Source organism: Mucilaginibacter achroorhodeus (assembly GCF_007846095.1).
GTDB lineage: Bacteria > Bacteroidota > Bacteroidia > Sphingobacteriales > Sphingobacteriaceae > Mucilaginibacter > Mucilaginibacter achroorhodeus.
In genome coordinates this window covers 637404-651472 of record NZ_VOEI01000001.1, presented here as the reverse complement: position 1 = coordinate 651472, position 14069 = coordinate 637404, and the positions used below count along the sequence as shown (strand labels likewise).

The 14069-nt window shown below is 43.2% G+C and carries 15 protein-coding genes; 12 read left to right on the top strand and 3 right to left on the bottom strand.

Going from position 1 to position 14069, the window contains the following annotated elements:
• Nucleotides 1-18: 18 nt before the first annotated feature.
• The 6 genes from FPZ42_RS03100 to FPZ42_RS03075 all read left to right on the top strand — a co-directional run bounded on the left by FPZ42_RS03100 (nucleotide 19) and on the right by FPZ42_RS03075 (nucleotide 4408).
• Nucleotides 19-693, top strand: coding sequence for a tetratricopeptide repeat protein (locus FPZ42_RS03100; protein WP_146269011.1), 675 nt, complete (start codon nucleotides 19-21; stop codon nucleotides 691-693).
• Nucleotides 694-785: 92 nt separating this feature from the next.
• Nucleotides 786-1283, top strand: coding sequence for a 6,7-dimethyl-8-ribityllumazine synthase (gene ribH / locus FPZ42_RS03095; protein ID WP_146269010.1), 498 nt, complete (start codon nucleotides 786-788; stop codon nucleotides 1281-1283).
• Between the two features lie 208 nt (nucleotides 1284-1491).
• Nucleotides 1492-1821, top strand: a complete 330-nt coding sequence (ytxJ, locus tag FPZ42_RS03090) for a bacillithiol system redox-active protein YtxJ (protein WP_146269009.1) — start codon at nucleotides 1492-1494, stop codon at nucleotides 1819-1821.
• Nucleotides 1822-2113: 292 nt separating this feature from the next.
• A complete protein-coding gene (gene lipA, locus FPZ42_RS03085) occupies nucleotides 2114-2992 on the top strand; it encodes a lipoyl synthase (protein WP_146269008.1) in 879 nt (292 codons plus the stop codon).
• A 25-nt stretch (nucleotides 2993-3017) separates the two neighbouring features.
• The gene (locus FPZ42_RS03080; protein ID WP_146269007.1) at nucleotides 3018-3572 is read left to right on the top strand and encodes an RNA polymerase sigma factor; all 555 of its coding nucleotides are present in this window, start codon (nucleotides 3018-3020) and stop codon (nucleotides 3570-3572) included.
• Nucleotides 3572-4408 carry an anti-sigma factor gene (locus tag FPZ42_RS03075; protein WP_146269006.1) on the top strand — a complete coding sequence of 279 codons (837 nt, stop codon included), beginning with the start codon at nucleotides 3572-3574 and terminating at the stop codon, nucleotides 4406-4408. The genes FPZ42_RS03080 and FPZ42_RS03075 overlap by 1 nt, the downstream gene beginning before the upstream one ends.
• A gap of 243 nt (nucleotides 4409-4651) precedes the next feature.
• Here FPZ42_RS03075 and FPZ42_RS03070 read toward each other — a convergent pair whose 3' ends face one another.
• Nucleotides 4652-6157, bottom strand: a complete 1506-nt coding sequence (locus tag FPZ42_RS03070; RefSeq protein WP_146269005.1) for an NAD(P)H-hydrate dehydratase — start codon at nucleotides 6155-6157, stop codon at nucleotides 4652-4654.
• A 111-nt stretch (nucleotides 6158-6268) separates the two neighbouring features.
• Here FPZ42_RS03070 and FPZ42_RS03065 point away from each other — a divergent pair, with 111 nt between their 5' ends.
• Both FPZ42_RS03065 and FPZ42_RS03060 read left to right on the top strand, forming a co-directional pair.
• Entirely contained in the window at nucleotides 6269-6964 is a 696-nt protein-coding gene (locus FPZ42_RS03065; RefSeq protein ID WP_146269004.1) for a YjjG family noncanonical pyrimidine nucleotidase, read from the top strand.
• Entirely contained in the window at nucleotides 6961-7485 is a 525-nt protein-coding gene (locus FPZ42_RS03060; protein ID WP_146269003.1) for a DinB family protein, read from the top strand. The genes FPZ42_RS03065 and FPZ42_RS03060 overlap by 4 nt, the downstream gene beginning before the upstream one ends.
• Before the next feature lie 57 nt (nucleotides 7486-7542).
• Here the strand turns inward: FPZ42_RS03060 and FPZ42_RS03055 are convergent, their stop codons facing one another.
• A complete protein-coding gene (locus FPZ42_RS03055) occupies nucleotides 7543-9204 on the bottom strand; it encodes an SUMF1/EgtB/PvdO family nonheme iron enzyme (RefSeq protein ID WP_146269002.1) in 1662 nt (553 codons plus the stop codon).
• Nucleotides 9205-9417: 213 nt separating this feature from the next.
• Here FPZ42_RS03055 and porV point away from each other — a divergent pair, with 213 nt between their 5' ends.
• On the top strand, nucleotides 9418-10605 hold the full coding sequence (porV, locus tag FPZ42_RS03050; protein WP_146269001.1) for a type IX secretion system outer membrane channel protein PorV: 1188 nt from the start codon (nucleotides 9418-9420) through the stop codon (nucleotides 10603-10605).
• Nucleotides 10602-11084 carry a 2-C-methyl-D-erythritol 2,4-cyclodiphosphate synthase gene (gene ispF, locus FPZ42_RS03045; protein WP_146269000.1) on the top strand — a complete coding sequence of 161 codons (483 nt, stop codon included), beginning with the start codon at nucleotides 10602-10604 and terminating at the stop codon, nucleotides 11082-11084. Before porV ends, ispF begins: the two co-directional genes overlap by 4 nt.
• Nucleotides 11085-11097: 13 nt before the next feature.
• Here ispF and FPZ42_RS03040 read toward each other — a convergent pair whose 3' ends face one another.
• Complete coding sequence (locus FPZ42_RS03040; protein ID WP_146268999.1) at nucleotides 11098-11907, bottom strand: alpha/beta hydrolase; 810 nt, start codon at nucleotides 11905-11907, stop codon at nucleotides 11098-11100.
• Between the two features lie 133 nt (nucleotides 11908-12040).
• Here FPZ42_RS03040 and FPZ42_RS03035 point away from each other — a divergent pair, with 133 nt between their 5' ends.
• Together FPZ42_RS03035 and FPZ42_RS03030 are read left to right on the top strand one after the other, a co-directional pair.
• Entirely contained in the window at nucleotides 12041-12748 is a 708-nt protein-coding gene (locus tag FPZ42_RS03035; protein WP_146268998.1) for an esterase family protein, read from the top strand.
• A gap of 98 nt (nucleotides 12749-12846) precedes the next feature.
• Entirely contained in the window at nucleotides 12847-13980 is a 1134-nt protein-coding gene (locus tag FPZ42_RS03030) for an ATP-grasp domain-containing protein (protein ID WP_146268997.1), read from the top strand.
• Nucleotides 13981-14069 lie beyond the last annotated feature (89 nt).

The following is a 14069-nucleotide window of genomic DNA, read 5'->3' as shown; positions in this document are numbered from 1 at the left end:
CTTAATTTTAAAATACAGATGTCAGCAACGGAGGTAAAAACTAAAACTGAAGCAGAGAAAGCACGTGTTGTAAAGGGCGGAAGTTTTGTTCAGGAAAACCAAAAAAGCTTGTTATTTATTGCAGCAGCAATTGTTGTAATGATTGTTATTTATGTGGCTTATCTTAAACTTTACCTGGCCCCGCGTGAAGGTAAAGCGGCGAACCAAATGCACGTAGCACAAGATTTTTGGGCTAACAAGGAATGGGATAAGGCCATTAACGGCGATGCAGGTTATCCTGGTTTTAAAAAGATCATTGCTGATTACAGCAACACCAAAACTGCTAACCTTGCTTATTTTTACCTGGGTACCGCATATCTTAACAAAGGCGAATACCGCCAGGCTATTGAAAATTTAAGCAATTTCCATGGTGATGATAACATGGTTTCTGCAGAGGCACTTGGTGCTACAGGTGATGCCTACGTTGAATTAAAAGATTACGATAAGGCAGAAACCTACTTTAAAAAAGCTGCAGACAAAGCTTCAAACAAATTCTTAAGCCCGCTTTATCTTAAAAAGTTAGGCTTGGTTTACGAAGCTAAAAAAGACAAAGCTGCCGCTGCTGAAGCTTACAAAAAAATAAAATCAGATTATCCTGAAAGCGCCGAAGCTCAAAGCATTGATGCTTACATTGGCCGCGTTGAAGCAAAATAATTTCACGCTGAGATCATAATATTAATAATGCCTGCCGCAAGCAGGCATTATTTGTTTACAACATTTATATTTAGCACAATTGCATAAATAACATGGCTACCCAATTAAAAAACCTTTCCGATTTTTCAACCGCGAGTGAAATACCATCAGCAGAGAACTTTAGCTTCGGCATTGTTGTAGCAGAATGGAATGCAGAAATAACTCATGCACTTTATAAAGGCGCTTATGATAGCCTTGTAAAATATGGAGCGAAACCGGAGAACATATACTCGTACCCCGTTCCGGGCAGTTTTGAGCTTACTACAGGGGCAGAACTACTGTTAAAAAACAAAAAAGTTGATGCTGTTATCACGCTTGGCTGTGTTATACAAGGAGAAACCAGACATTTTGATTTTATTTGTGAGGCAGTTGCAAATGGAGTAACAAACGTTGCCATAAAATACTCAAAACCTGTTATATTTGGGGTGTTAACCACTGATAATCAACAACAGGCGATTGACCGTAGTGGTGGTAAACATGGCAACAAGGGCGATGAAGCGGCCGTAACTGCCATAAAAATGGCTGATTTAAACAAAACCCTTACCACATAAAATAGTACAAAATACCAATATAAATGAAAAAGATTTTTTACATCGCAATTATTGCACTCACGCTTGGCGGCTTGGCTTCATGTTCAAATAAGCTTTGCCCTGCTTATGGTTCTTACCCTAATCACCGGTAACCACAACCAGTCAGAAAATTAAGGTAGTTTTACACTGTTTTTACTTATAAGAAACATTATAACACTATTTTTGCGCTATGGAATGGACAAAGTTGGAAACGGCTGATCAGCTGGAAGGTATTAAGAATAAACAAGGCTTTAGCCTTATTTTCAAACATAGCACCCGTTGCTCTATCAGCATGATGGCTAAACGCCGTTTCGAGATGGATTGGGATAGCTTGCCGGCAGATATGCCAGTATATTTTCTAGACCTCATCCAACATCGTGATATTTCTAACAAAATAGCTCAGGACTTTTCAGTCCATCATGAGTCACCGCAAATGCTGGTTATTAAAGATGGTGAATGCATCCTTGACCAATCGCACGGATCGATCTCCGTTGATGAGGCGATGAGTGTAATGGCGTAGTAGAGAAGCAAGAATTTTAAATTCAGGAATCAAGATATTTTTAAGTCCACGGGGTTTTTCCTGGGGACTTTTTTTGTTTATACATCTATACGATAATGTCAATTGCGAGCGTAGCTCGGCAATCTCATAGGCGACAATTACCTCACGCATCATTGCTGATCAATCTATGAGATTGCTATGTCGCTATCGCTCCTCGTATTGACATAGCTGAATAAAGCCTGCATTATCGTTTCTGCGTAATATTCGTTTACAGTGCGGGTGCACATACTTTGTTTTTCGCTATTTTTGTAGCATGATTGATTTGCCAGTAGTACCAGCAAACCCGCCGCAACGTAAGCCGGATTGGTTGAGAGTAAAACTTCCGGTAGGGAAAGAATATGCGCACGTTCGTGGTTTGGTTGATGAGCATAAACTTCACACCATCTGCGAAAGCGGCAATTGCCCAAACATGGGCGAATGCTGGGGCGCAGGCACTGCAACCTTCATGATATTGGGTAATATTTGTACCCGTTCCTGCTCTTTTTGTGCCGTAGCTACTGGAAGGCCGCTTGCTGTTGATACTAACGAACCTGAGCGCGTTGCCAATTCGGTAAAACTGATGCAGGTTAAGCACTGTGTAATCACCTCTGTAGACCGTGATGATCTTAAAGATGGTGGTTCTATTATTTGGGCAGAAACAATCAATGCAATTCGCCGCGAAAGCCCGGATACAACGCTTGAGACCCTGCTTCCTGATTTTCGCGGAATATGGGAAAACCTCGACCGTGTTATAGCAGTTCGCCCGGAAGTAGTATCACACAATCTGGAAACTGTTCGCCGTTTAACACGCGAAGTTCGTATACAGGCAAAATACGATCGTAGTTTAGATGCCCTGCGCAGGATATCTGCAGCTGGTCTTCGTACAAAATCAGGCATTATGCTTGGTCTTGGCGAAAAGGAAGGGGACGTACTTGAGGCGATGGATGATCTGCTTGAAGCAGGCGTTCACATTCTTACCCTTGGGCAATATTTGCAGCCTACGCGCAACCACCACCCGGTAGTCGATTGGATACATCCTGATCAGTTTGCATCATATAAAGAATGGGGCCTGAAAAAAGGATTTAAGTACGTAGAAAGCGGCCCGCTGGTAAGGTCTTCTTACCATGCAGAAAAACATTTGTTTGATATGTGATGTTTCCTTTCTATCTTACTGCGATTTGAGCCCAAAACGTAAAATATCACTATCAGAAGAAGAACTGATACAAGCGCTGCGCAACCGCGAGAAAATTGCTGTTGAGGCTTTGTATGACATGTACTCTGCATCGTTGTACGGTGTTATTGTTCGGATTGTAATTGATGAGGAGCTTGCCGAAGATATTTTACAGGAAACTTTTGTGAAGATCTGGAACTCTTTTTCTGGTTACAGCGCCGAAAAAGGTCGTTTGTTTACCTGGATGGTAAACATTGCCCGCAATTTATCGATAGATAAAGTAAGATCTAAAGATTTTAGAAACCAGGGCAAAAACCAAGAGCTTGAAAATAACGTAACTTTCATTGACGAACAAAGGAATACGGTTTACAATCCTGAACTGTTGGGTATAAGGGATTTAGTACAAACACTGAAACCCGAACAAAAATCTATCCTCGACCTCGTTTATTTTAAAGGGTATACACACGTGGAAGCTGCCGAAGAACTCGACATTCCATTGGGTACTATTAAAACACGGTTGAGAATGGCTATTCAACAGCTCAGAAAACATTTTAATGAATAGTGGAAGACGTTAAGGCATATATTGAATCAGGAGTGCTGGAGCTTTATGTTCTGGGGGACCTTACCCCGGACGAAAGGCTTGAAGTAGAGCGGATGGCCCTGAAATATCCTGCCGTGAAGGCAGAAATTGCCGAAATAGAAAAGTCAATGGAAATGTATGCACAAGAACATGCCATTGAGCCATCTGAAAATCTCAAAGACAAAATAGTTAACAGCACCCTGGTTAACCTCGGCGACGACAGGATATTTACAAAACAGCGTAAACACACTGATGAGATAGCGTACGAGGATGACAATGTTATAACCATGCCAAAGCGTACACAATTTTACAAGTATGCTTTTGCAGCCTCCGTTGCTTTGTTGCTTATCAGCATTTATGGATTGGTGAACCTTTACAGCCAATTGCAGGAATCCAATACCCAATTAGCGGTTCTACAGGCTGATAAAACTAAATTTGCAAATCAGGTTAATTTAAAGGATGAGCAATTAAAGCTGTACCTTGATACTAATTACCACATAGTAAGGCTTAAAGGATTACCAAAAACACCATCGGCTTCCATGGTACTTGCATGGAACCCGTCAACCCAAAAGGTTATGGTTGACATGAATGCCATGAAGTTACCAAAACATGATGCCGAACACCAGTACCAGTTGTGGGCACTGGTTAAAGGTAAGCCTGTTGATATGGGTATATTTGACAACGCAACTGTTGATAGTGCCATTGTTAAAGAAATGAAGAACGTTGCCTCTGCCCAGGGGTTTGCAGTAACACTTGAACCCAAAGGTGGCAGTATTAACCCTACGTTAAACCAGATGGTAGTTATTGGTCAGTTCTAAAATAATATATAAGTACTTATAATAATAACAAACGAAGGCCGAATTCTACCAGAATTCGGCCTTCGTTTGTTAAATTTTTGTTAAATATTATATTTAATATAAAACTTTCTAATATTTCGCGTTGTTAACTGTAACGAATGACCGCAAAGCGCGTCATATATACAGTTAGTTAGAAGTATGTAGTTCTTTATAAGATCAGTTAATAGTTTGAAAAGCGAATGTCTATACTTGCATTCGCTTTTTTTATGCAATCAACTTTGCCATGGTTGCTGGCAATTGGTTTGCTACTTGTTGGGGCAATACCACGTTTAAACGGTTTGGTAAAGCCAATTCATCACCCGCCTTGCCGTGGATGTAAATGCCTGCTAAACACGCCTGCTCCGGGGTGTAATGTTGCGCTAAAAGGCTTGTGATAATCCCTGTAAGTATATCGCCCATACCTCCGGTTGCCATAGCCGGGTTTCCTGTTGAATTAAAGTATAATTTCCCTGCCGGCGTTGCAATGATGGTGTAATCGTTTTTTAAAACAATATAAATCGCCAGCTCTTCGGCTTTAGCTTTTGCCTTTTGTGCACGTTGCCACCAGTTTTCGTGTTGGCCAAATAAACGATCAAATTCTTTCATGTGAGGGGTAAGGATGCTACCGGTTGGCAGTTCGTTCAGCAATTGTTTATTATCTGCCAATAGATTCACAGCGTCTGCATCTATCACTACCGGCTTTTTGTAATGCTCAATAATGTCATTTAACAACTGCAACGTATCGGTGCTTTTCCCCAAACCGGGCCCAATGCCAATGGAAGAAAATTTATCCCATGCTATTGCAGGCAATTCTTCATCTTTACGAATAAGCGCCATTACTTCGGGCATAGAACTGTTCAGGGCAATTAGGCCACTTTGAGGTATACAAGCAGTTGTCAGTCCGGCACCGGCATGTGCACAAGCCGAAGATGCCAGCAAGGCAGCACCCATAGTTTCATCCTTGCCCGCTATGATCAAGGCGTGGCCATAGGTTCCTTTATTGCTGAAACGTTTGCGGGGTTTTAAAATCTTCCTTATATCCTCTCGCTCCACCAAATAATAGGGCGTATCAACTGCATGGATAAACTCTTCACTCAAACCAATTTTTACCACCTCGCAGCAGTCAATGTAGGGCCCCGACTCCGGCAGTAGAAAATTGATCTTGGGTTGTTGAAAGGTAATAGTTATATCCGTTTTCAGAATAGTGGCGTCTTTCGGTATCTCCGCATCAGTGTAAAACCCTGTCGGCACGTCAACGGCAACAACGGTTGTATCAAGTTTATTCAGGTATTCTACCAGATTTTTATAATCACCCGCCAGCGGCTTATTTAAACCGCTGCCCAGCAAAGCATCGATAATAATATCAGCTTGCTGGTTAAAATCAGTCTCGCCCTTATTGATCTCTGTTATTTTAACATCGGTAGCTTGTAGTCTTTCAAGGTTAGTTTTAAAATCATTGCTGGCTTTATCAGAAAATCGGATAACCTTCACAGTCAAATTTTTGAAGCCATGCTCACCCAGGATACGGGCAATGGCTAATCCATCTCCGCCGTTGTTACCTGTACCGCAATAAACGGTTATGCTTTGCTGCTTGTCCTGAAAATGATTGACAAACCAGCCTACAAATGCCTTAGAGGCCCGCTCCATCAGATCGACAGAGCTTATTGGTTCTTTTGCTATAGTATAGGCATCGGCATCCCGAATTTGTTTTGCAGTGAGTAATGGTAGCATAATAAGGTAAGTTAGTATTTGCCGGGTTTGTTTGTAAATAGTGGCTAATAAAACTATGCAACGATAATAAGCTTTAAAACTTGTTTAGCTTTACACCGTTTTACAAGTGCCATGAAAACATACCGCCATATTTTCTTCGATCTTGACCATACCATTTGGGATTTTGATAAAAATGCTGAGGAAACCCTGCAGGAACTTTATGGCACTTATGAATTACAGGAAGTTGGTGTTGATTCTGCAGAGGTTTTTATAGAAACTTATACTCGCCATAACCACACACTTTGGGCACAATATCACCTGGGGCTAATTACAAAGGATGCCTTGCGCGAGGCCCGTTTTAAAAGCACCTTTTTAGAGTTGGGATTAGCGCCTGATAAGATCCCCGCCAATTTTGAAGATGCTTATGTAAAGCTTTGCCCTACCAAAACCAATCTTTTCCCGCATGCGCACGAAACGCTGCGTTATCTGCAGGATAAATATACGCTGCATTTAATATCAAACGGTTTTAAAGATTCGCAGGCACTAAAATTAGATGGTTGCAATTTGGGAGGGTATTTCAAAAACCTGATCATATCTGAGGATGTTGGCGTTAACAAACCCGATCCCCGGATATTTGATCATGCGGTTAAAACAGCAGGCGCTACAATCGAAGAAAGCGTGATGATAGGTGACAGTATAGAGGCCGACATCCGTGGAGCGATGGGTGTTGGTATGGATGCTATTTATTTCAATCCCTTCCATCTGGATAAACCGGCAGATGTTAAAGTACAAATTCACGATTTAAAAGAGTTAACTTTAATGTTATGAACCTTGTTAATGAGCGCCGCGCTATTGATGAAGCTTTGAGCAGTTACCGCAACCTGCTTGAAGATATAAACGAAGATCGCTTTACTGAAACACCATCAAAGGGCGGTTGGAGCTATGCTGAGGTTTATGATCATATTCTAAAAGCAACACTTGCTTCAAGCATTGCGCTGGAACGCTGTACTCATAACGTGTGCGCGCCAACCAAATCCGGGCCAACATTAATAGGCCATTATGTGCTTCTTTCAGGTACTTTCCCGCCGTTTAAACTGAAAGCCCCGCCAGAGATGGAGGCAACGGTTAAAAAGATCTCCAGGGAAGAGGCTAAAAACCTTATCATAAAAGCACGTAAACGACTCGATGGCATTGTGGCCCCCATTAAAACAGCCAAACCGAAGTGGCGCAATAAACATCCGCGTATGGGTATGTTAAATGCCTGGCAATGGTTAAAATTCATTCGTATCCACCTTCAACATCATTTGAAACAACTGGAGCGCATTAAGGCAGATTTTAACAGACCTTAATCCATAAAAAAAGCCGATCCCATTTCTGAATCGGCTTTTTATATCTTAAAAAGTGCTTTACCTCGCTTTAAAAGGTTTTGCCTTTTTAACCGGCAAGTGTGGCTTACCTTGAGGGTGTATCTCCGGTGCGCCCACCATGGTCATAGCACAGCGGAAACCTATTTCGGCACTGGATTCGTCCTGGTCTTTAAAACGACGGGCGGCCGGGTTTAACCAATAAGCCATATCGTTCCATGATCCGCCCTTGTAAACCTTAGAGTGGTCGTTAACCAGGGTTGTTGTACCATATAGTGCAGTATTCACGGTATCTCTAAAGCCACGGCTATCTGCAGTGTAGGCTTTGCCCGCAAGCGGGTCTTTGGTTGGAGTTGCGCCATTAGCAAGCTGTGCACTGTTGCCATTAGCGCCCGCTTGTTGGTTAGCTCCTGCAGCCTGTCCGCCTTGTTGTAAGGCCAGCATTTCGCTGTATTTTAATTTCTTGTTAGACTTTGCTGCGTCTTTAATCGGCCTGCCATATTTATCTTTTGCATAAAGGCCTTTTGCCGGGTCGGCGAGGCGTTTGTTGGTAAATTCATTACCACGGAACGGGTTAAAATCGTCCACATCCTCAAAAGAGGTTTGGCGGTAGGTATCAGCAACCCACTCGTTTACGTTACCAGCCATGTTATATAAACCAAAGTCATTTGGTTCGTAAGACCGTACTGGTGCGGTAATATCCGCTTTATCATTTAGTCCGCCACCTACACCGGCGTTATCACCGCTGCCACGTTTAAAGTTAGCTAAGATCAAACCGCGGGTTTTGCTTTTGGGTGAGCGCACACCAAGGCCGTTCCATGGGTAAACCTTACCATCGTTGATGTTCTCAAACTGCGTATTGCCTGCAAGAGATAATGCAGCATATTCCCACTCTGCTTCAGAAGGCAGGCGGTAACCTTGTTTCACAATACCGTCTTCCATGCGCACAGGGCGTACAGCACGTCCGTTTTTGCCTGTACCATTTGATTTAGCATTAGGGTTAAGGTCGGTTATCATTTTCTTACCATCTATTCCCTGGCCGCGGTATTGTCCGTTCAAATAAATATCAGTGTTAAAAGGCTGGTCTGCTCCGGTACCGGCTCCTGCGTTGCCCTGGCCTTGTTTACCTGCTTTATCTTTCCAGCTTACCAGGTTACCGCGCTCGCGCAAAATATTCTCGTTGGTACGGTCGGTACGCCATATGCAATACTCCTGTGCCTGGTTCCATGTTACACCCACTACAGGATAGTCCTGGAAAGCAGGGTGGCGCAGGTAATTGCTTACATAAGGCTCATTGTAAGATAACGGACTGCGCCATACCAATGTGTCTGGCAGGGCATTGTAATACAATTCATTATCGTTAGGGAAAGTAATATTTATCCAATGCAGGTAATCCAGCCAATCCTGGTTAGATACCTCGGTCTCATCCATGTAAAAAGAAGGCACAGTTACCCTCCGGCGGATGTTGTTATACTCATAGGTAATGTCCTGATCGGCACTGCCGCCAAGTACAAACGTACCACCCTCAATAGGGACAAGACCAGGGCCCGGAGAAGGGTGGTTTTGCCTGAAACGCAAGTACCCGCCATTTGTCCTGTCATTATAGGTAATGCCGGTTTTTTGCGACTGCTCCTTTTTACTGCAACTGCTTAGCATAAAGCCTAAGCCCAACATCACTAAAGCAGTATTGGTAAGTAATCTCATCTTCAAATTGTAAATATTTGCTGGTAAATTTATAAAAAATTAAATAACAAACTGAGCCTAAAGGACGCCAAAAGCCACATAGACTGTTGCCTTTATACGTGTTAATTTTGCTTGCGGTTACATTTTTTTGAAGCACCCGAGATGAGGCTATTGTCTTTCATAATTGCATGTTTAATTTATCGCTTATTTGTTTAATAACATTAAATTGCACCAATGAATTTTCTTAAGCCAAAGTGCATCTTGTTATATCTATTGTTAGGCATGCCTGCAATTGTTGCTGCACAAAGCTCAACCGGTGTAAATGGTAGCAACACCAATGCAATACCAACAGCCGTTCCTTTCCTTAATGTAACGCCCGACTCGCGCTCCGGTGCAATGGGTGATGCCGGTGTGGCATTGTCGCCGGATGCAAATGATAATTATTGGAACCCGGCTAAACTTGCTTTTTTAGAAGATAATCATAACGTATCCGTATCCTACAATCCCTGGCTACGCCATTTGGTGCCTGATGTAAGCCTTTCTTATTTAAGCTATGCCTATAAAATGGATGAGCGTAATACGATCGGGGCTTCTTTCAGATATTTCAACCTGGGATCGATACAACTGATAGACAAGAACCAGGTTGATATGGGGACCTACACGCCAAACGAGTTTTCGTTTGATGTTGCCTTTGCACGTAAATTTGGTAATAATCTATCCTTAGGCTTGCAGGCCAGGTACATCTACTCAAATTTTAATAATGGTTCTTTTATAACAGGTAGCGGCCAGCCCTATAAGGCCGGTAATGCTTTTGCTGCCGGTGTGTCTGCTTATTATACAAAGCCCTATGGCGATAATAAGACGTTTTCTTTTGGCGGTAATATCTCAAACATTGGTACCAAGATCACGTATGCAGATAACGGTACCAGCTACTTTTTACCAACCAATTTAAAACTCGGTGTTGCAAATAGCTGGAAACTGGATAGCCTTAACAAGTTCACAGTAGCATTTGACGTGAATAAACTCTTGGTTCCTACGCCGCCTATTAGGGATGCGCAGGGTAACATTGTTAAGGGGCATGATGACAATGTGTCTGTGCCGGCTGGTATATTTCAATCCTTTGGAGATGCGCCGGGCGGGTTTAGCGAGGAATTAAGAGAAATTACATTGTCTCCTGCGGTTGAATACATGTACAACGATATGCTTGCCATACGTGCAGGTTATTTTTACGAGAACCCGCAAAAGGGTGGTCGCCATTATCTTACAACAGGTTTTGGGGTTAAGTACAAAGATTACCGTTTTGATTTTGCATACCTTATAGCGAGCCAGCAAAATAGTCCGCTTGCCAATACCCTGCGTTTTACATTATCAGCTAACTTTGGCGGCGTAAGCAATGCCACTACAGCGGCAAAAAATAAATGACTAAAATTAAAGTAGGCTTTGGCTTTGATGTACATCAGCTAAGGCAAAACCACCCGTTTGTATTAGGTGGCGTAAACCTTGAACATACCAGTGGTGCATACGGCCACTCTGATGCAGATGTAATGTTGCATGCCATTTGCGACGCACTGTTAGGTGCAGCCAACCTGCGCGATATAGGTTATCATTTCTCCAACAAAGATGACCGCTGGAAAGGTATCAGCAGCCTTATCCTTCTACAGCACGTTGTTAAGCTGATTGGAGAAAAAGGCTGGAAGATAGGAAACATAGATGCTATGGTTTGCCTTGAAGCTCCTAAGATAAACCCGCACATACCGGCTATGCAGGCCAACATTGCGCAAGCTGCAGGTATCGATGTTGAAGATATCTCCATTAAAGCAACTACCAACGAGCAGCTCGGTTTTATAGGCCGAGAAGAAGGTGTGGTTGCCTATGCAGTTTGTTTGATACAGAAGGATTAATTACCCTGTAAGGCTATTTCCCAAACGCCCAGCACAAAAACTTAGGCATGGCTTTGCCCCATGTTGCGGTGTCATGCGTTCCGTTCAGCATCTCCAGGTATTGGATGTCGCTGCGTTGTGCGCCTTTAGCTAAAAGTTCCTTAATGATGTCGATAGTATCGTCAATAGAATCAATGATGCCGTTGTTGTTGCGGTCGGCGGTTTCATCTTTGGTGCCGGTTTGCAGCCAAAATTTCAGATCAGGTTTTGTTGCGGCATTCTTGATAACTGCGTGCATAATGCGGTCGTCATTGGTGTAGCCCTTGCCCAGGTCCTTGCTTCTCCACCAAAAAGAACCGGAGAATGTTCCGACTTTTTCAAATACCTGCGGATTGTTCCAGGCAATATCAAAGGCCGATAAGCCTCCTAAAGAAAATCCGGCTATCGCTGTACTTTCAAACTCATCCACATCCGTTTCCGCTTTGATAAATGGAATAAGCTCCTTTAAAATGAATTGCGTGTAAAGCGCCGCTTTGCTGCCACGCTTTTTAAAGTCGGGTCTACCAGCTACGCCATATTCCTGCAGGCGCTCGTCATTAGCGTGTATAGCTACAACCAGCACAGGCTTTATGCTATTACGGTCGTAAAGTTGCTCAAGTGTATCAACAAGCCCAAGTGCGTTTACTTCCTGGCCATCGTTAAGTAGTAACAAATTCAAAGGTTCAGTAATTGCATCTGCCTGTGGCTTAAGCAGGGTGCAGGTAATATCCCGGTCAAGTATCTTAGAAGTAACTATCAGTTCCTGTTCGTCTATCATTATCGCTGTCTCTGTACTGTAGTACATAGGTGTTTTTAAATTTAAGGGGACAAAAATAAGTTTTAAAGTTTACCAAAAGCTTAAAACAGAATTATTTGGCATAATGTTGACATTAACATCCAAACCCATTAACTTACCTTTTTAATTTAACCACCGGCAATTGAAGGAACAATATCATCGCTGGCACTCGCCAAATTTAAACCTCGACGTTGAGATGCTGGTTTTTGGTGACCGTGGTTACCCGGTGCTTTTATTCCCGACTACGAAGGGCGCATATTATCAGAATAAAGACCACGGACTTATTGATAGTGTGCGATGGTTTATTGATGAAGGCCTGGTCAAGATCTACTGCCCATCAACCTTTGATGACATTACCTGGTACGATAAAGGTATCCATCCCGCAGATCGCGCCCGCCGATATGCCTGGTACAATAAAATGCTGCTTGAAGAGCTGGCACCATGGGCCATGCATGAAACGGGCGTAGGCAAGGTAGCCGTTGCCGGATGCAGTTTTGGTGGTTACCATGCTGCCAACTTTGCCTTTAAACATCCCGAGAAAGTTGGGCACCTCTTTAGCATGGGAGGCGCTTTCGATATCAGAATGTTTACCGATGGGTATTATGATGACAACATATTTTATAATAATCCGGTAGATTACTTACCGCGCAGCGACAACTGGGCGCTTTGGCAAATGAACATCATTTTAGGTACATCAGACTGGGATATTTGCAAGGAATATAACCTTACGCTATCTCATATTTTAAATAACAAAAACATCAATCACTGGCTGGATATCCGGCCTGATGGCAAGCACGACTGGCCGATTTGGAAAGAGATGTTCTCGCATTATTTGAGTACGATAAAATAGAATAAAGAATTAAGAGACAAGAATCAAGATAGCTACTTAAAAATAAAAATCTTAAAGAAACACGTCCGGCTCTCTCAACCGGCACCAAACAAACTACCATGAAAAAAATAGGCATTTTATTTGGGCAGGAAAATTCATTTCCTCAGGCATTTGTTGATCGCATTAACGAGAAGGCCGAGAAAGGTATCAGCGCCGAATTTGTGCGCATTGATAAAATGTTGCAAGGTGAGCCATTGGGCTATTCGGTAATTGTTGACCGTATATCGCAGGATGTGCCTTTTTACCGCGCATCGCTTAAAAATGCAGCTATCACCGGTACGGCGGTTATCAATAACCCATTTTGGTGGAGTGCTGATGAGAAGTTCTTTAACAACGCCCTCGCTACTAAAATAGGCGTGCCGGTGCCTAAAACGGTGTTATTGCCATCAAAAGATCATCCGGATAACACAACTGATAGATCATTTCGTAACCTGGCCTATCCGCTGGATTGGGAAGCAATGTTTAACTACGTTGGATTCCCGGCCTACATGAAGCCCTTTGATGGTGGCGGTTGGCGCGATGTTTACAAGATCAGCGATGCCGAAGATCTTTGGGCAAAATTTGCCGAAACCAAGCAGCTGGTAATGTTACTGCAGGAAGAGATCATCTTTGACGATTACTTCCGCTGCTACTGCATTGGTGGAAAGCACGTGCGCATTATGCAGTACGAACCGCGTAACCCGCACCACCTGCGTTATGAGCATGGCAAAGCACCTGCATCCAAAAAAATGCTGGAAACTATTACCGATTATGTTTTGCGCCTTAACCAATACTTAGGCTACGATTTTAACACCGTTGAGTTTGCCGTGCGTAACGGCATTCCGTATGCAATAGACTTCTGCAACCCCGCACCTGATGCCGAAGTGACCAGCGTGGGCCAGGAAAATTTTGACTGGGTGGTTGAAACCGCAGCAAGCTATGCCATTGAACGCGCCAAAAAGCAAAAAGACGACCGCGATAACCTTACCTGGGGCGAGTACCTAAAAACCTCTGTTGCGGGTAAAGAATTGTACGTGGCAAAAAATATCAGTCTGCAAGCCAATCCTGTAACAGAAGGTCCAATAGATCATACAATAGCTGAAGAAGGCAAGGCGAAAAAGAAAGCGGCACCTAAGAAGGCAGCCGCAGCGAAAGAAGAAAAGTCTAAAAAGGTTGCCGCCGAAAAAGCAGCACCTAAAAAGACGAAGAAGTAACTCACCCCGACTATGCTTCGCTGGTCGACCCTCTCTGCTGCGCAAAGAGGGTGAAAATTAAATTCCCTCTTTCCGCTTGCGGAGAGAGG